Raw genomic sequence first — 26,351 nt, forward strand, 5'->3', positions numbered from 1 at the left:
TTACTGTGATTGCAGTTGTTGGTTTATTATAAAATATAACTAATGCCATTCATATAAGGAGAATCTAATGAGAAAAAGAAATTACATTATCATCGGAGTTTTGACATTCGTATTAATAGTTGCGTTCGGTGTATGGTACTTCCTTTTACTAAGCGGATTGAGCGGTATGGGAAGCCCGACAGGAGGGAGGGGGTCTAACTACCCTTATTTTATTACAACAGAAACTATGGTAGTTAAAAAAATAGTGTTGCCTAAAGGAACAAAGCTGATCTATGAAGAACAGTTTTTTAAGAAAGGGCAACAAGACAGAATAATGAATGAACAAAAGCTTACCAATATAGAGTTACCAAAAGGAAAAACAATAGATTGGGGTGGAGTACCTGTTTATATGATTATAAAATTCTTTAATCCTGAAATGAAGGGATTTTCGGTCTATTCAGATTTTAGCCAATTAAAAGATGGCAAAAAAACTAAGTTTTCCGAAATATGGCAAAGTTGTGGTAGTGATTTAGGGGTTTTAGTGAAAAATCAGGATGATTGGACTTTTAACACAAAAAACATTGCTAATGTTTTGGATTGCAGTGTGAACTTTCAGCGCTATTTTAAGGAAGATCCCTAACAGCAGCAGTTTCTTGATAAACTTTATAACGAGTCCAAAAAAGTGGACAAAGCCAAATGAAGTGAAAAATTCTGTTTCTCTATTTTTTTATTTACAGTGCTAATAGCTTGCAAAAATGATAAAAGTAAAGAACTGAAAATAAGTAATCAGTAGCCTTTAAGATTTTTTTAGGATAGGATTAAAAAAAATAGTGCAATTGCATATACTATAGATTATGCAATACGTAAATTTGGATAATAGCGGCAATTTTAGAAGCCCATACAATATGACAAAACTTTTGACAATTATTATATTATCCCGTACTCCCATTAACAGCTTATGGACAAACAAATATGCGTTCTATTGATGAATTAATAAGAGGTAAAGATCCAGGTTGGGCTCTTGTAAAGAATGGATAGACTCTGTCAAAAACAAAGTGGAAATCTTGCCTGTTGATACAAATAAAGCAAAGGATGCCTTATATAAGACCCAAGTTACAACCCGCTCTCCAATGGGCCAATTGTATATATGACAGGCGGACTTTTAGTTGACAATGGTTGGATAAGAATTCTTGGCTCGGGTAGTAACAAGTTAAACAGGTCACTGCCAGAATGGAATAAGGGAAAAGTATTTAAGGATTTTGGACAATCGGCACCCTATCTTTTAATTGCTGACGATGCAGTGGGTGGTATTTTTATTCTTAATGGAGGTGGACTTGGTATTACGGAAAATTAAAAGAGACAATGAGACTTATTTATGGAAAAGGTTGCATCTTCATTTAACAAATTATGAATACTCAAAGTGCGTTGAAAATGTTGTGATTTATCTTGAAGGACATAAAAAATCTCCGCTTCAACTTTCGTTTCGAAAAGAGGGTAATTTAACCCTTAAAACAGATATAGAAAAAGAAAAATGGCGGTAGGTTATCCCGATGATGGAGTAATTTGGTTGTATAAGTATGAATCTCCTTTACCTAATAATAAACCATACCCAGTTAATGAGCAACAAACTGTTGATGTCAATTTGACGGCCAACTGTTATAGCCCAGCTAGTTCGATATTTTCCTTATAAAGATTGGAACCAAAAGAAAGTACAAGGCCATACATTATTGAAGATGTGTTGAGATTCCTTGAGATAATTGCATTGCCTAAAGGTATAAAATGAGTAACGAGAAACCTTATTTTATATTATTGTAACCTGGATGATAGAATAAATGGCTTACTTATATGTAGTGATTAGAAATGTGATGCCCTAATCGTTACATTTATCTAATAAATAAATCATGAATAGAGTCAACTTCTTGCAGCTGAAAAACGTATGATAGACAAAAATACATCTCAGAAAAGGATAGTGTAATAATTCATATTAAAATGTTGGTTTCTATTATTAATAAACTACCTTGTTACAGTTATTTATTCAAGAACACTTTCTAATATGTTAATTAACGAAGAATTATTATATCAATACGGTGCAGTCACACAAAGCCTCCAAAAACAAGAATATCTTTTCCATGAGGGCGATGTACCAAAAAGCTATTACCAGATTATTGAAGGCAGAGTAAAGTTATCTCACAATAACGAAGAGGGAAAAGAGTTTATTCAAACTATCTTAACAGAGGGGCAAAGTGCCTGTGAGCTCTTGCTTTTTATTGACTACAATTATCCCGTTAGTTGTGTTGCGCTTGAGAATAGTACAATTTTAAAACTCTCGAAACCTAACTTTGAAAAACTGCTAGACGATCATCCTACAATTTCTCGGGATCTCAATGTTTTTTTTTCGGGTAGATTATATCAAAAGCTTATCATGCTCCAGAATAATGCATCATTAAACCCTGAAATTAGGCTTAAAGGTATTATGAGCTATTACAAGAGTTTTAATCAAAGTGACAAAAAATATTCTTTCGAAATACCTTTTACAAGACAGGAATTAGCTTCATTTACAGGTTTACGCGTAGAAACAGTCATTCGGGCTTTTAAAAAGATGGAGGTGGATAAAATTGTTAGGATCGAGAACAGAAAAATTTACTATTGATAAATGAAGATTTAGAGCTAGATTTTCTAATTGTATTGCTGGCGAAGATGGAAAAACTTATCAAATAGACAATTAATAAGTCAATACAAAATCTCAAAAACTGATGATTGAAAAACTATAAGGAGAATTCTTAAAGTTGGAAAATTTGAACACATTCATTCATTGTACGAAGATGGTTTAGTTTATTGCAATCCAATGGAATTTTTTAAAATATGTGAGAAGGAAGATGCCCGATTTGATAAATCTAAAGCTGCAACAAATATTACGTAAGTTTCTCAAATTATCTTGCAAGGACATAATGGTCAATAATTTAGATTTTCTAAAGAACCAAAAGAAAGGAGAAATAAAATTAAAATCGGCTTTTAAATATGATCAATATACGTGATTTCAATGAAAATTTGTTTTGTTGTACAGCGGTCTATCAAGATAATACAAAGATTTTATTGAATTTGATGAAAGATTTGATGACTTCGGGTATACAATCTTGTTAATCAAAAAACCAATGAAATTAGTTCTCGCTTTACAAGATTGTCTAAAAAGCATGAATCTAGGTTATAAATGATATTGTAAAATATTACGATAAGAAAAGCCATGATGGAAAGCTTGATTTTTTTTCAAAACATAACGAGTATTCATTTCAAAATGAATTGAGGTTATTTATCGAAAATGATCATCATAAGCCTATAACTTTACAGCTTCCACTTTAATATCTAAATATCAATTGGAAATAGACCTTCTTAGTGAAATGAAGGAGGAATCCACTAATGAACTTCATCAGGCAGAAGTGATATTAATTACATACTTTGAGCAACAAATTAAGGAGATACAAGATGTCATAGAATCTTTAGAAGGAAAAGGAAAAATTAAAAAATAAATCTCAAAAAACGATCCGCTGAGTAAGGGTTGTTTTAATAAGTGATAATTGGAGAATTAGGTTTTCTATGGGTTGATAATGGGTAACAGTAAGTAACATTGCGTTATTCTTAATTCTTGCCATTCATCTTCCCAATAGTTACTCGTTTCTTTTGGTTTCCCCTTAATCCAATTACTGTTTTGATTACTCATATTTAATCCAATTCTTTTTGTAAATTTTTAATTTTTACAAATCTTTAATCTTTCCTAAAATAGTTCCAAAATAAAATGTTTATTAATTAACAGCTACTGCAAAATCACGTGCGATCATTATATTTTTTCATACCGATTTGATTAGAGAAGCTCGGCATACATATGCCGAGCTTCTTTGTTGAGATAAAATTCTCAGTTTGAAAATGTTTTTTTCATGGTTTTTAGAATCATGTCAAATATAGTAAAATATTTTCACTATTGAGTGTTATATTTAATTAAAATTAAATATAATTCATTATTTATCAATTAAATGTAACATATTATTAAATTTCGTGGTAGCCATAGCAGTATCTTTAATTAACATCTAACGCTTTTTTGTTTCATTTTACATATTGTTGATATGCTAGTTATCATTATCTTTTACGTTTCATTTTTTCCCTTGATAAAGATTAAAAAAACACTATAGATTTTATTCGAATAATGATTATATTTTATCTCTATGTATTTATAGAAAAAATAAAACATTCGTCAAGGCAAAGAAAAATTAAGATGAAAAATATTTATAATCACTTAATAATAAATCTTAAAATAAATTTAAATTAGGGGCAGAAATAGCTTTACGAAAATTATATTGGATTGACGTAATGTGTAAATTTGAATGTTATCTGAAATCTTAATAAATACTATCATACAATGAAATTATCGTTTATCATAATTTTACTTTTATCTTTCATTTTTGTTAATTCTTGTAAAAACAAAAGTATAAATCCAACTTCTCAAATTGAGCAAGAAAGCATAAACTATGTTCTTGACAAATTCCCATTTATTGACAAAAAGTTAGAAAAAATAAAAAAAGTAGAATTTGATTCACTAGCAATTTCTTTGTATCGAAACGTAGACAAAACAGATTATGATGAAATTTTAGTTTTTCAGAAAGGAAATAACTCTTATGCAATTCCTTTTTTTTCAAATATGTATTATGACTTTTGGAATTTTAAAAATGAAAATGAAAAAAGTCAATTTCCTACGACAAATACAACTTTTGAAAAAGAACTCGAAAAATCTGCAAGCTACTTGAATCTAAATTCAGACGAAAAACAACAAATTTTTATTCAGCTAATCACTAGTATTTTAAATACAGAAGATATGCTGGAAAAGAAGCCACAAATGTTCGAAGATTTTGTTCTATTTTCTCCAAGAAAATCAAAATATAAAGATGAAGAAGCAAATGATTGCCTTAAAAAAACCAAGGAATTATATAAACAAATAATTGAAGACAGAATAAATGGTATTAGACCATCTTACATTTTAGATAAAGAAAATGGACGAGTTTACAAATTATTCAACGAATCCAAAAATAGTAATGAATATATTTTGAGGATTGAAACATATAGAGTTGATTGTTACACAACACTTTATGAAATGTAAAAAACTGCAATAACATTTGGATTTGGCAATAGAGGGGGCGGAAAGTTTATAATTCAAGTTTTGTGTTTCAGTTGAAGTTGTATTTAGTAGAAAGTTTCTGCTTCGATTTGCCCGCAATTGCCAATCCCGAAACGAGGCAGATTTTGGACATATTTCACGACAGATTTTAGATTGAAAATAGATATAAAAAAATCTCACAAAATGATTAGTAAATCCCCGACCGTAGTCGAGGATAAAAGTAAACCAGGAAAACTGAAAATTAGCATGGTTAATATCTATATTGCTCAATGTAATGGAGGTGTTTTTGGAATTCCATCATTGAAAACATTACTTTTAATTATAGCAACAAAATTTCTTGCAGATACTTTTTTATCTTTAATAAGTTGTAGAATTTCAGATAAATCTTCAGTATCTTTTAGCTTTTTCAATTCTCGTCCAATTGGAAAACCTATATGTAATAACCTATCGAAATCTTCCATGTTCATGAAATTCTTTTCATCTATTTGCTCTTGAACTTTTACGAATTCTGTTTGATCTAATAAACCATTTTCGCAAGTCAATCGTATGTGTTGATTTAAAGTCATTTTATTATTTATGATTGTAAAGATACTAAACTCCGCTCAGCCATTTAAGCAAACATTTTCCGCAGAAGTTTTCTGATTTGAAAGCAGAATTCGGTAAGTTCAGTATTGAATGATTTAACTTTTGCCGTTATACTTATAATTATTATATGAACCATTTCCAAAATAGGCACTACCAATTTTAGAGAAACTTCGGGTATGTAGATTTTTTGAATAATTTCTCATTTATATATCGCCAAGGAAAAAAAGAGATTAATAAAAATATTCCTAGGAGAACAATATTTGTTAAATACTTAGGATTCTTAACTCTATATATAAATTTGTCATGATTCTTATTATACAAAACCTTTACATTATCCCCAACAGGATAATTTACACATTCGTTATAAGGAATTCCAACACTATATACTTTTTTATTAAAATTAATCCATATAGTTGATTTCATTCTTGGCGCAGCATGACAGTTTTGTTTTATGACTTTTATAATAAAAATATTATCTTCATTTACAGTCTCATTATATTCTACAAACTGTTTTATAGTAAATAATAATCCTAAAATAATTATACCTATAATTAGAATTTGATTTTTATAATATTTCTGTATCATTATTATTTTATTGATTAGGAAGTCTTCCTTCAGATATTACTGTACCAACTGTTAATTTCCCTTCTTTTTTGTTTTTCTTCTTTATTAGTACTTCTATTTTCATATACAAAAAGAACGTTTTTATAGTACAAAACCCTCCTTTAGGAGGGTTCTTCTTATCAAAGTTATAATTGTTTATCTTTTTAACCTTTTTCCCAACATCTATCCATGAAACTTATTTAAAACTTCCTGTCCTATATTATGGTTTGATGTTGTACCTGTTTAAATTTGTACTTACATTCGTAATAACATGATTAATTGGGTTGCCATTTTTTGACTCCCCAAATACGAGTCTGCCACGTATATAGATGTGGGCAGATACTTTTGTTTTATTTAATAAAAAATTTTTTAAGTTCTCCTTTCTTTATTAAATTGATATTGTTAGGAGTTATCATTTTATAAATATATCCATATTGAACATCCTCGTCAAATGACCCTCTATTTTTTTTATCCTTTATAAAATCATTATCAAGAGCATTCTTTTTTTTAACAATATTATATTTGGGGTTATAAGATTCTGCTATAATAACTTTATTGTCTTTATATTTAAATGCTCCTAACTTACTAATTCGATCAATAGGAAAAACTTCATTTTCTCTTGACGTAGCTAAAACAACTAATGTATCATGTTTTGTAAAAACGTAAAAAAAATTTAAGTTTTTATTTTCTTTATTTTCTTTCTGAATACTTCCTAATATAGTAGTATATATTTCATCCGATACAAAAAATTTATTGCTGTTTTCTTTACAAGAATGGAGAAATAAGAATAGTATAATTAGAGTGATTTTTTTCATCTTTCTAATGATTTAAGATTTAAATTACCAGTGATAATCATTCCTTTATTTTTAGAGTTAATTAAAAAAATAGCGTTGAAATTAACGCTATTTTTATTATCAATATGTTTGGAACATGATCCAGACTTCTTATAACAGGGGATTAATCAATTATTCTGATAAGCTCCCCTAAGTACAGTTTTTTATTACTCAAATTATAATTTGAAGGAACATTTAATAAATATTCATTTTTATTTTTTAATTTTCCTTTTCTCAAAACTATGGCTGTGTTTTCTATTCCATTATAATTCTTAATAAAATCAGATACAGGAAGGCTATCTTTATCAACAACATACAATGTATCATTAGTATGGATATCTTTTACAAGATAAAAATTTGATTGCTTTTTATCTTTTGCTGGATAATAGTACAATAGCTCAATATAAATATTTTTTTGTGGTTCAGTTAAATTTGAAAAAAATATTTTTTTTTCAGTTAAATTATCTTTTTCTTTACAAGAAAAAGCAATTAAAAATAGTGTTAAAATTATGTTTTTCATTTTTCAAGTCTAGGTTCAATTTTTCTATTATTTAATTTACCTGCCTTATATAACTTATACATTCCGGTTTCTTGCAGCTCTTTACCATTATATATATATGCCTTGTACGAACCCGCCCCAAAATAAACTGTTGCCAGATTTCAGATGATTCATCCTAAAGGGATAATAATCGTTGCTTTCTACAATTTCAAGAGCTCCTGCACTGGTTCTTCCAAAGCTTACCCTTACATCCTAAATAATTTTTTATTGTAAATCACCGCAATTGCAGTGGTTTATTTAATCTGCGCAAAGTCACAGACTTTGCGCAGCGGGGTTCTTGTTGTTAGTTTTTAAGTTATGCAATCATAATGTTTTGTTCTCAATTTCATACTCATCATTTCCGTTCAAATACCTATATAACACAATCTTATCATTAGGATTTCCGCATAATTTCAAACTAGTTGTATGTGTATTATAATAAGATTTTGTCATTTGCAAAACAATAATAATCACATTTTTAAGCTTATTTTCAGATAAAATATAGTTCGATTTCTTCTTTAATACTTCTTGACTAGCAACCAACTTGTTCAGATAATCATTCATATAAGGTTTTACATTTCCTAGTTTGTTTTTTATATCGAGCGAGCTTGGCAAAATAAAATCACTGCTTACTATTGTGTCGTTAACCATCTTTGTATAACATTTGCTATTGCTACATTTTGATAAATTTTTAATATCCATATTTGTAGTAATCAATGATATATTTTTAGATGTATCTATTTCATCGTGATTTACTGTTTTTTTATGGTTTATATTCAAAAATTTAAAATCGGCATTGTGTATTATTTTGACAACTTCTATATCCTGCGCAAAAGAAAAGAGTGAGCAAAACAAAGATAATATGAAATAAATTTTATTGTACATTTTTATTTTTGTTTTAAGGTTTTAGGTTTTAAAAAATTTCCTTTTCCAGTATAATCTCCTGTAACAATTATCCTAAATTGAGATTTACCTATCGTTCCTGAAGCAGAAGCACCACCCAAAAGGTCTCCTCTTTTATTTCCGGTATCTTTTATGGCTAATAAAAACCTCTCTTAGTTTGTAGCAAATCTATTGTTATAGCACAAAATATACAGCTGCTATTTTGTAGGACTAAACTCAGAATGATTGGCTTTACCTGTTTGCGGTAGAACCAATCATTTTTTAGTTTCAATGGGTTAATTATTACTTTGACATTTCTTCTGATCTTTAGTAAAAGTCTTCTGAGTTCTTTTCATTGTTCCTCCTGGATACTCATAATCATATGTATAGCTTTTTCCTTGCAAAGGTTTATAAATATTTTTATAATTCTTATTATCTGTATTATAAATGTAAAGAATGACATAAGGCTGCTCCAACCAGCTTAATTTAAAATCCTCTATTTCATACATCTTTGAGACTAGGTCATCTTTACATTGTGAGTTACTACTCAAAACTAATTTTAAAGAAGATGAATTATCCTTACTCAACAAATCCAGATAATCTGATTCTTTTATTACAAACTTTCCAGGAAAATAACTTATGTAATATTTTTTTTCCCCTTTCAAAATATACATATTACTAAGAGAGGGATGAACGTTTTGATCTATTGTTATGATTATATTTCCTTCTTTATTCTGAGATAAAATTTTAGATGATAAAAGGAATATTATTATTAATATAATGTTTCTCATTGTTCTAATATTTTTTCAACGGCTTTTTTAGTAAGATTTATAGATGGTGTTGTATTAGCTCCACTATAAATTGAGATTCCATTTGGATTAGCATTAGTTGTTGTTTCCATTCTTCCCGTAGAAGTATTGACACCAGTTTGTCCTGTAGAATAACCTAAGGGCCCAACAATAATATTAGTATCATATTGAGCAAAGGTTGTTGTATCTGTAGCTGAGGGCTCTTGAGCGTTACCACTATAAACTTTTTCTCCTACAACTTCTGTTTTTGTAGGATGAGAGTGTATTGAAGCTTCAGCATCTGCTGTTGTTTTTCCTTGTGGAAAATCAGGTAATGTTGCACTTGCATAAGCATCTTTTCCGTATTGTACTTCCGGGCCTTGTCCCCCCCTTAAAACAGAACCGTCTCTCATTACAATAGAACTTTCTTCTTTCTTACCACCATTGCTTACGGTTCTATCCAGAACACTTAAGCTTTCTTTTAATACGGCAGTGCTTGGAAGCGTAACACCAGCTCTTATAGAAGATGCATCGACATTTCCCTTTATTTTAGAAATTGTCCTGGCTTCTTTACTATCTGTAACTACAACTCTTACTCCATTATTCACTCCATCTGTTCCAATTTTCTTTCCACTTAAATTGTAAAAATCAGTAAGAGGTGATCTTCCATCTGGGTCAATAAAACGTATTGGGTTATCAAATGCATAATTGTATGGAGACCATCGGCGCATTAGTTCTGCTTTAGGGTCCGCAGCCCCCCATCTTCCAATATCTGGCATATAAAATCTGGCTCCATAATCATACATCCCTGTCTCCTGAAGCTCCTTTCCATTGTACTTGTACTGATAAGCATTCTTCGTGGTAGCAGTATAATTATGCATTAATCCAAAAGGATAATAATTGTTAACTTCTACAATTTCCCCTGGTTTCCAGCCATCAATACAATTAACGGGTACCCATGGGCCTGATGGTTCATCACATTGTTTCCAATAATATTGTCTTGGTTGGATAATTCCATCTTTATTAGTATCAGTATAGCTTAACCTTACGTTGCCTAAATGATCAGTGAAATTATAAATATACTGATTGCCAAGGGCATCATAATATCCCTCTGATGTAGGAATAATTCTCAGCTTTATTACAGGAATTTCATTAGGATCAGTATGATAAATTCCTTCACCATTCCAGGATTCTACTTGGGATGTTGACTTATATTGAAACCCATCCAGATAATTGGTTTCTATATCTCCAAAGAGCTTTTTCACTTTTACGCCATCTGCTCTGTAGACGTAATTTGTTACCTGAGCATTCTGGGTAATCTGTTTGGGTAAATTTAAATAATTATATTGAATTGATAAAATCCCTTTATCTTTATGATTCAGCATGTTTCCGTTCAGATCATACCCTATGGCTGTGGGAGTTGCTACATAAGGATAACCTTTACTGTTTCCAATCTGTTCTTCGGTAACTTTTGCGAGTTGGTTTCCAACATAGTCATATTTAAGATTGTCTATCATCAAAGCTGTAGTGCTACCTGGCAGTAATCCTTCCGATCTTTTTAATCGGCTGATGTTTCCATTAAGATCATATTCCAGCTTTTCAAAATATTCCCTTCCTGTCTCATTTCCTGAGCTCTGATAAAAACCTGCTGTCAGCCTGTTTATAGGATCATACACATAACCATATCTTTTCAAAGGCTCATTTTCCTGAGTCAGAGTTTTCCAGGCTACTTCAGCTATATTTCCGTTATATTTGGGCTTTACTTTCAGTCCGCTGTCAGAAGCATCAGGAACTTCCAGCCCTTCAACCTGGTTGTAATTAATTTTATAGCCAAACAAATCGCTTCCTAGGGTAGAAGGATCATTGATCTGTGTCATCCAGCCACGGATGTTGTACTTATAATCGATAGTCTGTAAAGGAGATGCTAACGATATTCCGCCAACTTTTTTTGATTCCAGCTGGGAAAGCTCATTGTATTTGTTTTGAGCCAGAATCTCAACGGGATTACTATCTACCTGGTGCTTATGAACAAGCAATCTGTTTTGATTGTCATACTCAAATACTTCGGTGATGATTCTTTCCGTATCAGTAGTTAGTCTTTTATGTTTGGTAACTGTAGTTTGCGGAATGCCGGCAAAATCAAGTTTCGATTCTGTTTGCGTATAGCCTCCCAGATGATTGATAGAATAGCTTCCAACATGCCTGCCTTTGGTGTCATAATACATATAATTCTTTGTCCAGCTGTCATCTTCGATATTCTTAACCAAACTCATTACAGGTAATCCTTTGGTGCTTCTCCCATCAGCTGAAGGGGTTTGAGTCAAAACGGGTTCTCCCTGAATTGTGGAAGGAAAAGCCGGATTGAAGCCGTAAGCAGGGTAGGTGTCGTAATAGTTGACACTTAACAATTTAGTGATAGAACTTGGATAACTGGCAGAACCATTATCATAATATACATCCAATCCACTGTTGGTGAATCCTGCAGTAGAGGCTCTGGTTACATTGTTACTGCCTTTTGCATCTGCTAAGGCCTGTTCTGCTGCTCTTCCTGCTACACCATAAGCCTGAGAACTGGTATATATTCCTGTATAGGCTACTCTTCCAAACTGGTCATATTTGGTAAACAGCCACTGTTTTGAGGCTCCCATTACAACGTCCTGGGTCATGATCAGGCGGTCCTGTTTATCATAAACCATATATTCCCAGCCTTTTCCCGGAAGTTTTTTAAGTACCAGCCTGTTTCTTCCGTCATACCGGTACATATAGCACAAGCTCCCGAGTACCGTGCTGAGATCTGTAACAGCAGAGGCCTTAGGTGGAATTACAAAAGCCAGTTGGTTGTATTCATTGTATACATAGTAAGTGTCTGCATTTTCTGTACTGCTTATCACTTTCCTCACCAATAATACCTGTCCCTGTCCGTTTTTAAATTCTATGCTTTTATTGCCGTCTTCATCACTTATAGTATTTTTATACAGTTGGCTGGCTCCGTAAGTTCCTGACAATGTTATACCGGAAGAAGTGGCACCCGCAGAAGTAGCGATATATTTCTTTACTTCACCAGCTATATTGGTATCATAATCAAATTTTACGGGCTTTCCCGTCCAGTCGTTACCTACCTGAATCTGTTGTTGGATTCTATCCAGTGGTGAACTTTCCAAGATCTTTTCTGAATAGATCTTTTCTGATCCGTAAATCCCAGGCTGGGTAGCATTGGCAAGGGGAGTAGGGGTAATGGCGCCATTCAGGGTTCCTGCCTGCGGAACGGGTAAGTAGTCATTTACCTGTCTCCCAAACTGGTCATATTCGATATGGGTAACAACGTCTCTTCCAAGAGGTGATGCTTTTACGTTGACTATTTGTTTTGGTCTCCCGAGTCCATCAAAATATTGAACGGTTTCGGAGGTTTTAGTAGGGGTAGTTCCGTTGTAGTCTAAATAGGTTTTGGATTGGATATAGTTTTCTGTATTGGATACCTGTGCTTGTAGAGTACTCATGACCAAGAAGCCTATAGGAATAATTATCTTTTTCATCGTTTTTAGTTTTTGTAATTGTATTTGAATTCCTTCAATACCTTTCCATTCATATCAATTATTTTTTCAAGCCTGCCTACTGAATCATAGATATAATTTTCTCTGATACCAGAAGCAGGAGTGATACTTCTTACCCCTATCAACGGATCATAACTATAGGTAGTAATCAGATAATTAGGTAAGCTAGCCCTAAATGTTTCAAATACAGTTAATAAAGCTGTTTCATCATTATTAACTTCTGCTGATGCATCTGTATTAGATGCGTTTACAATAGCATCAATAAATGACTGTTGAATATCTGAAAGTTTTGCTCCTTCTATTTTGGCAATAGGCTGGGTTTTATTATACCCCCAGATGATAGTTACTGGAACTCCAATTCCAACCGTATCAGGATTTATAGTGTATTGAATAAGATTACCAACTCCGTCATATTTATTATAGATGACTTTTTTTTCCATAACACCGGATTGTAGATCTTTGCCAAGTAATTCATAGGGGAGAGGAAGGCCTCCTGTTTTTGAATCTGCATCAGCCTGAGATAATGGATATTTTTTTTCAACTTTGGAAATAGTCTGGCCATTCTTTTGTAGTTCAGTCTCCAATGGAATTCCAGTAATTCCTTTATCAAATAAATAAGGATTATTGCTGCCTTCTGAATACTTATAATTTATGATAGTAGTCTGGTCAGAATTTATTAATTCATGCTTCTGAACTGATCCGAGATTATTATAAGAGAAGTGTTCTTTGGTCTCAATTACTTTATTGTTAAAATATTGTTTTGATATTGTAGAATCAATTTTATGAAATTCTGCCATCATAGGAGTCGCATAAAAATGATATTTTGCGATGCCATCGTATTCCCCCGTTGAAGCAATCAAAGGATCTTTTCCACTCAATAAAAATTTCTTTTCAGCTCTAACACTGTAAAATTGATTAAAGGGCAATAGATTCTTATATTTATATGTAACAGATTCAATAATATTGTTACCTGCATCTTTAATTACTTTTTCCTCTAAAAGTCCATTAAGTTGATTTTTAATTACAGGAAAATAATCTGCTACAGTATTTTCTAAATTATTATAAAGATATTCTGTTTTTCCTTTTACCTGTGATGGATTATTAACATCCACTGTACTCTCTATAACTTTACTATAGCCCACCGCATCATACTCACCAGAAGAAATCTGATCGGTAATTGACCAAAAACTGTTATAGGAATAAGAGTCAGAACAGCTTGTTGCTTGTTCACAACTAAAGCAATAATAGTCCTTTTGCCTTAAAGGACTTATTCTATTTTGAAGAATACCTCTTCCATATTCATATTGTTTCCATTCGGATAAAATTCCTTGGCTGGAATAGTTTTTTAAGGATTTTATTCTAGGTCCATGGCCATAAGAAGTAAAATCACTACCTATATTTGGTTTTTTAACGATGGTAAAAGATGTCTGTATTCCTGCGGAATGGTAAATATCCGCCGCTTGATACATGCTGTTATCAATATTTAGTACCACTCTGTTTTTAATTGTAGGATCATTAGAACCAACAAGTTCAAATACTCCGTCAATTTGAAAATTATAGGCCTGGCTGAAATCTGTAGCATTAGTAAGTTCACCAAATTTCCATTCTTTAATAACTTCTAATATAGTTTCTCCACCATCTGCATTCTTTTTTATTTTTAGTAATTTAATATTTGCATTTGCATTAGCCATCTGATAATAGTTATATCTCTTAGACTGAGGGCCAGTAGGTCCACCATCAAATCCGCCTGAAAATTCAGCATGGAAATTTAAAGACCCTCCAATATCGTTTGAAAAATCATATATATTGTTTAATGGGCTATATCCTCCTATACCATTATTATTAAGGTGGATTGTCTCGGTGAGGTTGAATATCTGGTCGTGGCTGGGAATAAACTGATTATTAAAGGAATTAAGTTCATATTCATAGTCAGTATAACCCTTAGTAGGATATTCAATTCGTCTAAGCATATAAGAGCTGACATAGTCTTTATTAGAATATCTGTTATTTCCTTCATAATACACAGGCACTCCCATAGCAGGAGTAAGATAAAATCCTAAATCTGGTAATAAATTATTATTAGAGTGTCCATTATAATATCCCCAGAAATCTTTAGCAAAAGACACTTTTGGAGGCAATGTATTAGAAAGATAATAGTCAAATTTAAATTCGTTATTGCTATTTATCTTGTTACCGCTATTATCATAAGTAAAAGAGGAAACTTTATCCAGTTTTAACCTTTTACCCAATGCATCTTTCATCTGATTAAAGTTTTGCAGCTCGGTAATGACGGATGGAAAATCATCCTGATAAGGAAAATAGGTATAAATAAAATCTAATGATTTGAATTTTTTATTACTTCTTATATTTATAAAGTCAATAGATTCAAGTCTTTTAAGATTGTTCCAACTGTATAGATTTATATCCTGTCTATCTCCAAGGTTAAAAATTATTTCTAGTTCATCTGTTTTAATTTTCTTTAAAATTTTAACATTACTATTATGTAATGTAGCTTGTGCGGGCTCAAACTGATAATTTATTTTTCCATAGCACATATCAACAGGTCCTAAACTATAGGCTGAAGTTCTAATATTTCTCTGCTGGGTAAAAGAATAAAAATTATAATTTGCATCCTGATACTCAAATGAGATCTGCTTGGTATTTGGCAATACTATTTTACTGATTTTATAGCTTCTACTTGAAAATTCTTCTGATAAAGATGTCCCATTGTAGCTTAGAAATATTTCTTTTTGTCCAAAGTAATATTTTATTCCATTATTGTCGGTAGCTATAATTTGATCATTATAAACTTCAAATTTTATATTTTCACTTTTCTCCAACTGAACAATTTCACGGGTTTGAAGATTAATAAAAAAACTTCCACTGTGCCCAAAGAAATTAAATCTGAAAGTATCAACATCAGCATTTTTCCTATACACTATATCATTTACAACTGTATTTCCGTCAGAATTGTTTGGAGATGAAGGTGGGAAGCATCCAGGATTTTGTTGATTTCCGATAGTACACCAGTTATAGTCGACAAAGCCTCTTTGCTTTACAACTTTAAATCTTCCTGTTCCTCCCGGATATGCTTCAAGCCTGTTATAAAATGGTGTATATTCGTTTGGTGTTGCATAGCTTACGTCATTCTGATCTGCTTTCCCTTTAACATCTTGATAGATTGTGCCTTCAGGCATCAGATCCCAGCCTAATCCCACCCATGTAGCCTGATCATCTACCTTAATACCTGAAGCATTATAATTCATCGTAATAGGTAGTTCAAAACCTGATTCCTGAATTGTATAGATAGGAATATTAGTGTGTGCTACGCCTGTATATGTACCGACAGGAATATCTCCAAAACGTTTAAACATTGCCACTTCAGGTGAAGTAGGAAAGCTAACATTAATTTGATTTTGCGCGTTTAAGATAACTAAATTTAAAAGGCACAGTATACCAAATATCTTTTTCATTATTTATATTTTATTTCTTAATTAATTTTGCGCTAGCTGTTTTATTCATATCCGTTTTTATAGTTACCAGATAAGCTCCCTGAATCAAATTCTGAGTATTGATTTTGGTTACTTTATTCTTAGTTTTCACGGTCTGCAGCTGTCTACCTCCCATATCATACAATATAATGTCTGCTTCTTTAAAATCAAAACCTATTTCTACATAAGCATAATCTGATACAGGATTAGGATAGATTTTAATATCCTGTTTTTCAATCAGCTGATCAAGCTGCTTGTCTCCCAGCTTCACAATTTTCCAGTTTTCTTTTCCAAGTTCTTCTGCACTGGTTCCAGCTAGGATAATGGAGCCATCCCTGTTGAGTTTAATATCAGACAATCTTTCCTCACGTTTTCTGGATTCTCCTTTTACGTGTTTTCTCCACTGCTCATTGCCATCAGCACTGAGATAAAGCATCCAAAAAGTTTCATCATCAGTCTCAATTCTTCCTTCTGCCTGGGTATAACCTCCTAATAAAATTCCTTTTGAAGATTGAGCATCTGCTGAATGAAGCACACTTGCTCCCATCAGGATATCTCTGTTCCCAAAATTGTAGGATTTCTGCCATATTTCTTCACCTCTTTCGTTTAAGGAAATCAACCACAAATCTGTTCCTTCTTCTATTTCAGCAGTCTTATTCCCTGATCTCTCGGATCTGGATTCGCCACCAATCAAATAGCCTGCTGATGTCAATGACAGTGTTCTGATGTGATCATCTCCTTTTCCACCAAAATTCTTTTCCCATTCTACTTTTCCATCTTTACCCAGTTTGATGATCCAGTAGTCACCTTCGCCATAATTTTCGGTCTTTTTTGCTCCTCCAATATTGCTTCTGGAATAAATTCCCAACAAAGCTCCGCCATCTTTCGTGGGGATCATTTTCTCTACTTCATCCAAGCCTTTTCCACCTAAAACAAATTGAGAAAGTTCTTTCCCGTTTTTATCGAGTTTTACAATCAGAATATCTTTTGAACCATATCCTTTAGCTGAGTTCTGGACGTTTCCGGCTACAAAAAATCCAAGATCAGTTGCTTGGATAACAGATCTTGCTTCTTCATCGGAAGAAGTTCCGAGTGTTTTCTGCCATAATTCATCCCCGAATTCATTCAATCTGATGAGCCAGATGTCCGCTCCTCCTTTTGAATCTTCTTTTTTATCAAGACCTTTTCCGGAATAAGAAGTTCCTGCGAGAAGAAATCCTCCTTCCTGGGTAGCAATGGAAGAAGAAAGATAGTCATGGTTATTTCCAGATATGTATTTTTTCCAGACCTCTTCGCCCCGCTGATTGAGCTTTACTAAATGGAAATCATAGCCATTGTTTTGTTTACCAGCTTCTGTCTGAAGTTTACCACTTTGAATGGAGCTTCCCGTGATCAGATACTGCTGATCTATTGTTGTGGTCACCTGGCTTAAGAAATCCTGTGTAGAGGATTTGATGTCTTTCTGCCATAATATTTCCTGAGCAGAAAACCCCAGAACCGTGCATAGAATACATGCACTGGAGTAGAATTTCTTCATATGTTTGTATATTGAGTTTTACGATTAGTTTAAATAAAGTTGCAAATTTAACACTTTTTAACGTACTTCAAATCTCATTACAGAGATTTAATAGATAATTTATCTCTTGCCGGTGTTTTAATGTTTTACTATTGATACAACAAAGATATTCAGGCGAAACGACAGAACTTGTCGTATTATAATTTCTTTGATGTAATGTTTTATTGATTTAAAACATGAATACTTATTCTGGATCTAAAGAAGGTATTGCGCTACGCGGCATATAACAGACAGTCAATGCCAAGAGAAGCCGCAGCCTGCCACTTATCTGTAGAAAGCTCACTTCCTGATAACTTAATCTTAATCTGAGATTGAATCATGGAAAAAGAAAGAAACAATGAGCTAGATACTGTAGAAAAGTTAGGGGATACGCTGCTTGTCCTTCATCATAGCAGCAGTACCATAGGGCTAGTACAGGGTATTGACAAGGAAGGCAATCTTAAAGAGACTAAGCCTGAAGAAAAGCATGACGGGAATTTTGTCAGAATAGAACCAAAGGAAGATTCCTTTACCCGTTTCTTTGCTGACTTTTACCGGCAGCTCAAAAATCCCTCTGAGTTTTCATTTTTTAAGGTCACCGAATATGAAGCCGTTCAAACGGCTAAAGAACTACAGCAGTATGTTACGAATGCTTCGGAACATGAAAAGAAAGAACTCAGAGCATATGAAGTGTCCATAGATAGGATAGAAGCCCATCAAAATCAATCTCTAACGAATAGGATGGCTGGTAAAGAAAAAACAGTCTCCTATCGCTACCAAGAAGAGCAGATTGATTGGAATGTGATGCGAAAGATCGGGCTTACTAAGGAAATGCTTAAGGAGATGGATGCGTTAGATCCCTTACTCAGGGGTTTTAAAACCCCTACGCTTATTCCGGTACGGATGGATCTGGGAACCGGAATTGCGACCATCCAAGTCAGGCTTTCCCTTAAAGAAACTTATACGGGAGGAGTTGGCGTCTACCTGCACGGTGTCCGTAAAGAGCCTGACCTGGATTCAGAGTTCCTGGGTCATCAGTTTACCCCGGAAGATAAAAGAAACCTTCTTGAAACCGGTAATATGGGAAGGGTAGTGGATCTGGTCTATCCCATTACCGGAGAAAAGATTCCCTCACTCATCAGCAGGGACCGGCTTACCAACGAGCTGATTCCTTACCGGACAGAATATATCAGAATTCCTGAAGAGATAAAGGGAATAAAACTAAGCGATGATCAGAAGCAGATTCTCAGAGAAGGGAAAGCGTTATACCTTGAAAATATGCTTTCTACTAAAGGAAGACTATTTAATGCTTCGGTTCAGTTTAATGCGGATAAGAGGTATGTAGAGTTTTTGTTTAAGAAAAATGTCAAGAGCTTGACTATTGATGATCTGAAAGACCGGATTAAGGCAGAGGTTCCCGCAATGTTCAGAGGAAAAAAGCTTAAGGTCTGGCAACTGGAAAAACTAAAAGCAGGCGATACCGCATATATTGATGGACTGGCAGACAGGAACGGGAAGAAGTATCAGGGGTATGTAAGGTTTGATAAGGAAGTGGGCAAGCTTGAGTTTTCGTTTAAGAATATATGGAAGAATGAGGAAAATCTTAAGAAGATTTCCGGCAAATCGAAAGGGAGGAAGTTGTGAGGAGGAATTTTCAATTTATATTTTATTACGACACATTCTGTCGCATTACCGTTATAGCTTTGAAAAAATATATTATGAAACTTAAAGCGACTATAAGGGAAGAAATTCATCCAGATGATAAAAGTGTCATCGTAGAATTTCGGGGTGATGAAAATAAACGGCATTTCGAGTTGAACTGTACATTCGATCCGTATCAACAAGGGCTTCGCAAATGGGATACCTGGGAGTTTAAAATACGCCTTGAATCAGAAATATTTATAGACCCTAAGACAGAGGTTAAATCTTATTTTACCCATTTATTCTGCGATCAGGTCACCGAAGTAAATTCACCCTATATTAAATAAAAAGAGCCTATCTGTGGATAGATAAGCTCTAAAACAAAAATAGTTGAAGTAAAATTCAACTCCGTAAAAGTATACTAAAAGTTCATTATTAAGGATATTCTTGTATGGGTAGTTTAAGAACTGCTGGTTTGAATTTTATGATTATACACGAGAAATTTTGAAAGTATTCCCGAAGGTGTTTTAGCTTTGTTATTAAGTATTCCTGTATTTGCAAAGACGATGAAATTATCCTTGGCTCTTGAAACAGCCACATTAAGCATATTGGGTTTATGATCTCTGTCAAAAAACATGGTGCCTTTATCCTCATCTCCATATACCATTGAAAATAGTACGAGAGATCTTTCCGCGCCCTGTAGAGCATGAACAGTCCCAATTTTAAAATCATCTGTTTTAAACCCTGCCTGTTTTAATGCGGTTTTTAAATTGTTTTTCTGTCCGGTAAAGGGAGTTATAATGCCAACAGCTTCTTCAACCGGACCATATTTTTGTTCAATATCTTCTCTGTTTTTTACTAGCCAATTCACAATTTCTCTGACCTCATTGATATTAAATCTACTGCCATTTTCATTCTTTGTAGACTGGCCATCCACATGAATACAGTACATGGGAGGAAACAGCAGATCCTTCTTTGCTTTGCCTCTCAGGGGTATGAGCTGCCCGTCATAAGCCAGTACGTTGCAGTAATTAATAATTTCATCATAGCATCTCCTGTGTTCTGTTAGAAGAACTCCTTTTTCATGTAAATTAGGCTCCTTAAACCCGCAGGCATTTTGAGCCATTTTCATAATACTTCCTGTTGAAGAAAGAAAGCCTTTAGGATCAAATTCTTTCTCATAAATGGTATCATCATAATCCTGTATGATTCCACTCTTTTTAAGGTTACCGATATCAATTTTATGGGTTACGTTCCATACCGGCTCGATCTGCTTTACATCTCCCACAATAACCGCCTGTTTGGCCAAAGCAAATGTTGCGATGCCTACTTCAGGAGAAACCTGACCCGCTTCATCGACAATTAAAAGATCAATAAAATCAAAAAGTGGGGGATTATCATACAGGTTCTTACCATCATTGGCTTTTTTGAAAAACTTAAAAAAACTGAAAAACTTGGGTGCCATATAGAAGGTGCTTACAAAACAAGGGGTAAGCATGGCATGCCTTTGCCATCTCGTCATCATAGGATCTTTTCCTTTTCCCTCAAAAGATGAGCCTAAAAGACTGCTTTCAAGTTCCAAAAGATATCTTCCCTCCCAATAATGCAAAGCGAGCTGAAAGGCTTTATGACGTAGTGAAATATCGAGTTCGTCATAAAAACAGTTAGCGTTTACTTTTTCACTTTTTAAGAGTTCGAAATCCCAGTATTCCTCTTCTGATCGTGGAGGATTGCCTTTAATCTGATTTTTGTTTTTCCATTCTTTCCAATTCTCTATGGACCTGACAATACTTTTAGCCATATTAATTTTAGAATCTATTTTTTCAAGAAGTAAGTCCTTCTTGAATACCAAAGTTTCAGGGAGTACAATCAGGGAGTCTCTTAAAATTATTTTTATCTCAGAAGACCGGCTTTTTAATGCAGATTTTATTCCCAGAAAGCAAAAGAATTTTCTAAAGAAGGGCTCATTGTCAAAGTATGAAATAATGTCCTTTTCATTTTTCATAAGATCCTCAATATCATTCTTGAGAATATTGTCATTTAATATCCCTTCTCTATAGTAATTTGAAAGTTTCGGGTTACTGAGAAGATAGTCGAATATAAAGACATTTTCAGATTGTAAATAGGCTTTCCACTTAATTCGAGAGTCTTTAAGGCTCTGTTCGATTGTAGAAATCTCTGATCGCAGTTTCTGTGTTACAGTACTAATGTTAAGTATAGACGAATTAAAGTAAGCCTTGCTTTTTTCCAAAAAATAGTCTTTAGCCTTTTGCAGAAACTCTACATTCTCTATAGCATCAAAAAGGCCGCCTCCGTTTAACTTTTTGTAGTTGATTCCTTTTAATTCAGCTTCTTTTTTTCTTGTGGAGGGTAAATAGGTAGCGTAGCCATCAACATCGGGAATCCATCTGCCTTGCAGTTTCCCTTCTCTGGTATTAGACCTAGAAAAGCTGTCTATGATATTGGTGACCGCCTGGTTGTTGGTAGAGCAGGCAAGAATAACTGGCGCCTCTTTACCTCGGACTGCACTTTCAACCATTTTATTGGCTACAATACTTTGTAAGAGGGTCGTTTTTCCTGTGCCTGGAGGGCCATTAACCGCAAAAACTGTATCGCTCGTGGTTAAGAGTGTATTGAGACTTTTTCTTTGTGAAATTGATATAGGGAAATCAAAGCCCATCTGTCCGAGATGAAGCTCATTGGAATCAATTAAATCAGGAACTGCAACGGGTAGTTTTTGATGATCGTTTTTTAAGGTGATAAGCGATTGTAAAAGCTGTGGAATATTCTTTTGATGTAGAATTTTCTCATAGAGTTCTATAATTCCCATAGCTGCATTCATTTCGTCTTGTGGAAGAAGTACGAGGGCATTAAGAATCGTTTCATAAGATTCTGTGTGGTAGTGGGAGAGTTCCTGATGGACGACGCTTTTAAATATATCTTGTATATAATTTATGTATTCAGCATATTTTGTATAGTTCTCCTTTCCTAAAGTTGTTACCTGGTCAACCTCTTCAACGGTACCAAATATAAATTCAGTTCTTTCATCAGCAAGAGGTTCAAGATATTTCCGCTGAAATAAGGGAAACATTTCATCAGGAATGTAAAGCTTACCATTTCTGTCCAGGTATGCGGAAAACCAAAAAGGAAATTTAGGCTTTTTATCTTTTAAATGAACAAGATGATCGGATGCAGGTTTAAGCTTGAAAGGAGCCATCACTACGAATACATGATTTATAGTTATCCACTCTTCATTATCTTTACTTTTAATTCCTTTCTTTTCATTGATCCTTTTTTCTTCAAAATCAATGAGTGCATTGACTTTTTGAAGATCAGTAATAGATTCATGTTCTATTTTAAAATTCTCAATTTCAAAATGTTGGTTGCTGTCAATTTCAATATCGGTATTAAGAGAGTCTGATAAATTCTTTTTCCAGTAGGTCAGCCATTTAATATATTCCTGATTCATTTGTGATGGGTTGGTTATTAAAAATCATATCCAACTAAATTAAAACATTTATATTAAATAGTTTTATGGGATTCCGTAAAAATTCACTTTATGATGAATTAGTTGTGATTTATCTTTCCCCTTTGAAATTTATTTTTTAAAATGGTGGTATTTTGAGGTCTTACAAGGTGTGAATTTTTACACCTTATTTTTTTTACATTGTTTTCTCAAAATCTCGTATCATTAAACAAAGTTTTATAAATTTATAATGTATGAGTTTAATGTGACAAAATATGAAAATAGGATATGCAAGGGTTTCGACCAAAGATCAAAATTTGGATTTATAAATTGAAGCGTTAGAAAAAGCAGGTTGTGAGAAAATTTATCAGGAGAAAATTTCAGGCGCAACAAAGAATCGTCCTGAACTTGATAAGGTGATTGAACAGGCAGGATTGCAGTCTGCGAGAGCGAGAGGAAGAGCCGGAGGAAGACCAAAGGGCTACACAGCGGAGACAATATCCAAGCTGTTAATTTTGCGCTCCATTTATAAAGATCCTACAAAACGCCCGGAAGATATTTATAGGCCTTTGGGACTGACCAGGGCAACATTTTATAGGTATGCTAAGATTCTGGATAATCATACGGATGAAGAAATAAAGAAAATGGCAAATAAAAAATAAACAGGTTCATTTTATTTCATCTTAAAAAAATTGCTAAAGATTGTCTCAACAAAAAACAAGAAGTGGAATTTGTAATTTTATTTTTGTCATTTATGTTAATCCGCAATTGATAACAGATTATATTAATTATATTTGATTAGGTCACATAGAAATGAAAAAAGCATATGTTTTATCGCGTATCCAGTCTAATTTTGGAAGCTATGTTATAATGTATCTTTTATTAACAAGCTCCAGCAAATTTTAAAAACCCGCCAAAAACCATGAAACAAACCAAATGAAAATAGAAATTGATATATCTGATGATAAACTTCAAAATCTCAGTATTACAGCAAAAACTGAGATAAGCAAAGTTTCAAAATCCTACATAGAAGATGTTCTTGATGAAGCAAGTCGAATTGAAGAAAGTCGAAGAACTTCTAACGGCAATCCTGAAATTACAGCAGCTATAATTAATGATGCTGTGGTTTTTGCTAAGAATTATGGCATTAGAAAAAAGAAACCAAAGAAACAGATATTTATGCAAATCCTTGCATTTGTAGCTTCAACTTTCACTGGAGGATTGTTTGATACAGATAAGTTTAAAGATACTGGTTATGTTTTACTTTTTCTTGTAATTTTCTTAGTTGCAGTAGTTGCAACAGTTTACTTAATTCTTAACGACAACAACAATGAATAACGAAAATATTAATTCAAAACTAACTCCGTCTGCTAAAGAAGCACTGAACGAGTTAACAGAAGACTTTAAAGAGAATTTAATCGAAAAAGCATACACAATTGCTAAAGAAAGAAATACTGCTAATCGTGAAATTTCGCTTAGAGATATTTTAGAAGCTCAACAACCTTCTCAAAATATTATTGAAAAGCAAAAGTATACAGACTACCGAAGAAAAAGATGGACAATGCTAATTTCATTTAGTGGTGCTATTTATGCAATCGCTGGTATATTATTATATTTATTTCAAAACAAAAAATTTTCAATTGAAAACGATTTAGGTTTGATAATAGCAGTTATTGGAATACTGCTAACATTATTAGCTTTTATATACGGGCAATTAATAAATAAGAGACAATATCTCTACACTACTACAACGACGACTACAAACAATTTTTCTGAAATTGATAGTTTTGAAATTGTAAAAAGATGGCAGATTATAGAGCAATTAACTGTTTCTGTAATGAAAGAGAAGAACATAAGTGATTCTAAATCTAATTCTGTTAGCCAAGTAATAAAATATTTAACCGAAAATTTCACAAAGTCCGAAGTTGATTATCTCAATATTAAACAATTGCTACAATCAAGGAATAAAATTTTACATGAAGGTTATAGCTTAAGTGATGCCGAAAAGAAAAAATATATTGAAATTGCTGACAATCTAATTGAAAAACTTGAACATGCAAAAAAATAAATCTGCTGGTAACAGCCGTTTGGCGAGGTTGTGAATTTTGTGATAAATTCACGTTTTCGTTCCGCAAGAAATTTTATCCATAACGGAAAATAAAGGTTACGAAGTTCGCAATCTCGCCAAGCGGCGGAATGTTATAATTGCTACTAAAATCTCACAAAAAGATAACTAACAATGCTTCCAATAGATATATTTAAAATCATAAATTCTGATGAATATAATAATTTAAATAATTATTTAATGTCATTTGAAAATTTTTTAAATATTGAGTTAAAAAAAATTAGCGATAATCAAGAAAAATTAATAAAAGGAGAGCAAGAAAATTTAGAAAATAATAATTATTCGAACGAAATTGAATTGTTTAATGAACGGCACTATTATTATGGTACAATATTCACTAGCAATTTTAGAATTACACTTTTAAGTCTAATAATTTCCTCACTTGAAAATATATTAAAAGATATTTGTTATCAATATAAAATAATTAAATATTCTCCTTTTGATATTAATGACCTAAAAGGAAATAGTGACATTGAAAAAGCTAAATTATATCTGACTAAAGTTTCAAATAAAAATATTGGAAAAATTCCTAAATGGTCAGAAATAAATGATTATAAATTTATAAGAAATAAATTCACTCATCAAAATGGGAGAGTTTCTAGCAAATCAAGTGATGTGGCTCAACTTAGGGCAATTTCAGCTAAATATAATGGAATCAAACTATTTGAATCAAATGATGAAATTAGAATTTGGATAAGTGATAAAATTTTTTGTAAGAACGCACTAAATGATTCATATAGTTTTATAAACCACCTCATTGATGCTTTAAAAGATGATCAATAAGTTCTTATAATATCAGCAAGCCGAGAACATTTCAGAATCAATCAAGTCTCAAAAAACGATAATATGACAGAAAATTATATTCAATATGCAGGAGGCTATCAAAAAGACAATATTGAAAAAAAGGATATAGTAAAAGCTATAGCAGACATTCAATTAATGGATGACGAACATGGAGCATTCTGGGTTTCAGTTATAACCAATGATGAAAATGTTATTGAAGTAAATAAAGATTTATCACTTTCTGTAATTTTAGAAGGACAACAAACCAACTATCAGGCTAAAGATTGGACCGAAGTCACAGAAATTTTTAAGCTATTATTAATTGAAAAATTTGATGAAATAGCCGAGAGAGTAAATAGAAATAAGTAAA

19 protein-coding genes and 1 pseudogene are annotated in these 26,351 nt (G+C 32.7%); 11 read left to right on the forward strand and 9 right to left on the reverse strand.

What is annotated here, in order from left to right; all coding sequences use genetic code 11:
- The first annotated feature begins 67 nt into the window (after positions 1 to 67).
- From QF044_RS05865 to QF044_RS05880, 4 genes and pseudogenes are all read left to right on the forward strand, one after another.
- Entirely contained in the window at positions 68 to 619 is a 552-nt protein-coding gene (locus tag QF044_RS05865; RefSeq protein WP_307264808.1) for a hypothetical protein, read from the forward strand.
- Between the two features lie 415 nt (positions 620 to 1,034).
- A pseudogene (locus tag QF044_RS05870) lies at positions 1,035 to 1,333 on the forward strand (DUF2625 family protein).
- 699 nt (positions 1,334 to 2,032) lie between these two features.
- Entirely contained in the window at positions 2,033 to 2,629 is a 597-nt protein-coding gene (locus tag QF044_RS05875; RefSeq protein ID WP_307264811.1) for a Crp/Fnr family transcriptional regulator, read from the forward strand.
- A gap of 1,758 nt (positions 2,630 to 4,387) precedes the next feature.
- Positions 4,388 to 5,122 (forward strand): hypothetical protein, encoded by a 735-nt coding sequence (locus QF044_RS05880; protein ID WP_307264813.1) that lies wholly within the window; start codon positions 4,388 to 4,390, stop codon positions 5,120 to 5,122.
- Between the two features lie 284 nt (positions 5,123 to 5,406).
- Here QF044_RS05880 and QF044_RS05885 read toward each other — a convergent pair whose 3' ends face one another.
- The 8 genes from QF044_RS05885 to QF044_RS05920 all read right to left on the reverse strand — a co-directional run bounded on the left by QF044_RS05885 (position 5,407) and on the right by QF044_RS05920 (position 17,948).
- Positions 5,407 to 5,706 (reverse strand): hypothetical protein, encoded by a 300-nt coding sequence (locus QF044_RS05885; protein ID WP_307264816.1) that lies wholly within the window; start codon positions 5,704 to 5,706, stop codon positions 5,407 to 5,409.
- 972 nt (positions 5,707 to 6,678) lie between these two features.
- A complete protein-coding gene (locus QF044_RS05890) occupies positions 6,679 to 7,143 on the reverse strand; it encodes a hypothetical protein (protein ID WP_307264819.1) in 465 nt (154 codons plus the stop codon).
- A 142-nt stretch (positions 7,144 to 7,285) separates the two neighbouring features.
- Positions 7,286 to 7,681: a hypothetical protein gene (locus QF044_RS05895; protein ID WP_307264821.1), complete on the reverse strand. Its 396-nt coding sequence runs from the start codon at positions 7,679 to 7,681 to the stop codon at positions 7,286 to 7,288.
- A 342-nt stretch (positions 7,682 to 8,023) separates the two neighbouring features.
- Positions 8,024 to 8,584: a hypothetical protein gene (locus QF044_RS05900; protein ID WP_307264822.1), complete on the reverse strand. Its 561-nt coding sequence runs from the start codon at positions 8,582 to 8,584 to the stop codon at positions 8,024 to 8,026.
- Between the two features lie 293 nt (positions 8,585 to 8,877).
- Positions 8,878 to 9,372 (reverse strand): hypothetical protein, encoded by a 495-nt coding sequence (locus tag QF044_RS05905; protein WP_307264825.1) that lies wholly within the window; start codon positions 9,370 to 9,372, stop codon positions 8,878 to 8,880.
- Positions 9,369 to 12,902, reverse strand: coding sequence for a DUF6443 domain-containing protein (locus QF044_RS05910; RefSeq protein ID WP_307264827.1), 3,534 nt, complete (start codon positions 12,900 to 12,902; stop codon positions 9,369 to 9,371). The genes QF044_RS05905 and QF044_RS05910 overlap by 4 nt, the downstream gene beginning before the upstream one ends.
- Positions 12,903 to 12,907: 5 nt before the next feature.
- Positions 12,908 to 16,393, reverse strand: a complete 3,486-nt coding sequence (locus tag QF044_RS05915; protein WP_307264830.1) for a hypothetical protein — start codon at positions 16,391 to 16,393, stop codon at positions 12,908 to 12,910.
- 10 nt (positions 16,394 to 16,403) lie between these two features.
- Positions 16,404 to 17,948: a T9SS type A sorting domain-containing protein gene (locus QF044_RS05920; protein ID WP_307264832.1), complete on the reverse strand. Its 1,545-nt coding sequence runs from the start codon at positions 17,946 to 17,948 to the stop codon at positions 16,404 to 16,406.
- Positions 17,949 to 18,305: 357 nt separating this feature from the next.
- Between QF044_RS05920 and QF044_RS05925 the strand changes: the two genes are divergently transcribed.
- On the forward strand, positions 18,306 to 19,610 hold the full coding sequence (locus tag QF044_RS05925; protein ID WP_307264833.1) for a DUF3945 domain-containing protein: 1,305 nt from the start codon (positions 18,306 to 18,308) through the stop codon (positions 19,608 to 19,610).
- 74 nt (positions 19,611 to 19,684) lie between these two features.
- Positions 19,685 to 19,954, forward strand: a complete 270-nt coding sequence (locus QF044_RS05930; protein ID WP_307264835.1) for a hypothetical protein — start codon at positions 19,685 to 19,687, stop codon at positions 19,952 to 19,954.
- A gap of 113 nt (positions 19,955 to 20,067) precedes the next feature.
- Here QF044_RS05930 and QF044_RS05935 read toward each other — a convergent pair whose 3' ends face one another.
- Positions 20,068 to 23,076, reverse strand: a complete 3,009-nt coding sequence (locus QF044_RS05935; protein WP_307264838.1) for an AAA domain-containing protein — start codon at positions 23,074 to 23,076, stop codon at positions 20,068 to 20,070.
- Between the two features lie 413 nt (positions 23,077 to 23,489).
- On the opposite strand from QF044_RS05935, the gene QF044_RS05940 reads away from it, so the two are divergent.
- The 5 genes from QF044_RS05940 to QF044_RS05960 all read left to right on the forward strand — a co-directional run bounded on the left by QF044_RS05940 (position 23,490) and on the right by QF044_RS05960 (position 26,350).
- Entirely contained in the window at positions 23,490 to 23,735 is a 246-nt protein-coding gene (locus QF044_RS05940) for a hypothetical protein (RefSeq protein ID WP_307264840.1), read from the forward strand.
- A 274-nt stretch (positions 23,736 to 24,009) separates the two neighbouring features.
- The gene (locus QF044_RS05945) at positions 24,010 to 24,411 is read left to right on the forward strand and encodes a hypothetical protein (protein ID WP_307264842.1); all 402 of its coding nucleotides are present in this window, start codon (positions 24,010 to 24,012) and stop codon (positions 24,409 to 24,411) included.
- Positions 24,404 to 25,141, forward strand: coding sequence for a hypothetical protein (locus QF044_RS05950; protein WP_307264844.1), 738 nt, complete (start codon positions 24,404 to 24,406; stop codon positions 25,139 to 25,141). Before QF044_RS05945 ends, QF044_RS05950 begins: the two co-directional genes overlap by 8 nt.
- Before the next feature lie 171 nt (positions 25,142 to 25,312).
- Positions 25,313 to 25,981, forward strand: coding sequence for a hypothetical protein (locus tag QF044_RS05955; protein ID WP_307264847.1), 669 nt, complete (start codon positions 25,313 to 25,315; stop codon positions 25,979 to 25,981).
- Positions 25,982 to 26,044: 63 nt separating this feature from the next.
- Positions 26,045 to 26,350, forward strand: coding sequence for a hypothetical protein (locus tag QF044_RS05960; RefSeq protein WP_307264850.1), 306 nt, complete (start codon positions 26,045 to 26,047; stop codon positions 26,348 to 26,350).
- Position 26,351: the final 1 nt, after the last annotated feature.

Origin of the sequence: Chryseobacterium sp. W4I1, assembly GCF_030816115.1 — a bacterium.
In the GTDB taxonomy this organism is placed as follows: Bacteria; Bacteroidota; Bacteroidia; order Flavobacteriales; family Weeksellaceae; genus Chryseobacterium.

What these genes read in the sequence shown, in the direction of transcription:
- QF044_RS05865 (WP_307264808.1), top strand. Translation starts at nt 68, where the DNA reads ATGAGAAAAAGAAATTACATTATCATCGGAGTTTTGACATTCGTATTA.
- QF044_RS05875 (WP_307264811.1), top strand. Translation starts at nt 2,033, where the DNA reads ATGTTAATTAACGAAGAATTATTATATCAATACGGTGCAGTCACACAA.
- QF044_RS05880 (WP_307264813.1), top strand. Translation starts at nt 4,388, where the DNA reads ATGAAATTATCGTTTATCATAATTTTACTTTTATCTTTCATTTTTGTT.
- QF044_RS05885 (WP_307264816.1), bottom strand. Translation starts at nt 5,706, where the DNA reads ATGACTTTAAATCAACACATACGATTGACTTGCGAAAATGGTTTATTA.
- QF044_RS05890 (WP_307264819.1), bottom strand. Translation starts at nt 7,143, where the DNA reads ATGAAAAAAATCACTCTAATTATACTATTCTTATTTCTCCATTCTTGT.
- QF044_RS05895 (WP_307264821.1), bottom strand. Translation starts at nt 7,681, where the DNA reads ATGAAAAACATAATTTTAACACTATTTTTAATTGCTTTTTCTTGTAAA.
- QF044_RS05900 (WP_307264822.1), bottom strand. Translation starts at nt 8,584, where the DNA reads ATGTACAATAAAATTTATTTCATATTATCTTTGTTTTGCTCACTCTTT.
- QF044_RS05905 (WP_307264825.1), bottom strand. Translation starts at nt 9,372, where the DNA reads ATGAGAAACATTATATTAATAATAATATTCCTTTTATCATCTAAAATT.
- QF044_RS05910 (WP_307264827.1), bottom strand. Translation starts at nt 12,902, where the DNA reads ATGAAAAAGATAATTATTCCTATAGGCTTCTTGGTCATGAGTACTCTA.
- QF044_RS05915 (WP_307264830.1), bottom strand. Translation starts at nt 16,393, where the DNA reads ATGAAAAAGATATTTGGTATACTGTGCCTTTTAAATTTAGTTATCTTA.
- QF044_RS05920 (WP_307264832.1), bottom strand. Translation starts at nt 17,948, where the DNA reads ATGAAGAAATTCTACTCCAGTGCATGTATTCTATGCACGGTTCTGGGG.
- QF044_RS05925 (WP_307264833.1), top strand. Translation starts at nt 18,306, where the DNA reads ATGGAAAAAGAAAGAAACAATGAGCTAGATACTGTAGAAAAGTTAGGG.
- QF044_RS05930 (WP_307264835.1), top strand. Translation starts at nt 19,685, where the DNA reads ATGAAACTTAAAGCGACTATAAGGGAAGAAATTCATCCAGATGATAAA.
- QF044_RS05935 (WP_307264838.1), bottom strand. Translation starts at nt 23,076, where the DNA reads ATGAATCAGGAATATATTAAATGGCTGACCTACTGGAAAAAGAATTTA.
- QF044_RS05945 (WP_307264842.1), top strand. Translation starts at nt 24,010, where the DNA reads ATGAAAATAGAAATTGATATATCTGATGATAAACTTCAAAATCTCAGT.
- QF044_RS05950 (WP_307264844.1), top strand. Translation starts at nt 24,404, where the DNA reads ATGAATAACGAAAATATTAATTCAAAACTAACTCCGTCTGCTAAAGAA.
- QF044_RS05955 (WP_307264847.1), top strand. Translation starts at nt 25,313, where the DNA reads ATGCTTCCAATAGATATATTTAAAATCATAAATTCTGATGAATATAAT.
- QF044_RS05960 (WP_307264850.1), top strand. Translation starts at nt 26,045, where the DNA reads ATGACAGAAAATTATATTCAATATGCAGGAGGCTATCAAAAAGACAAT.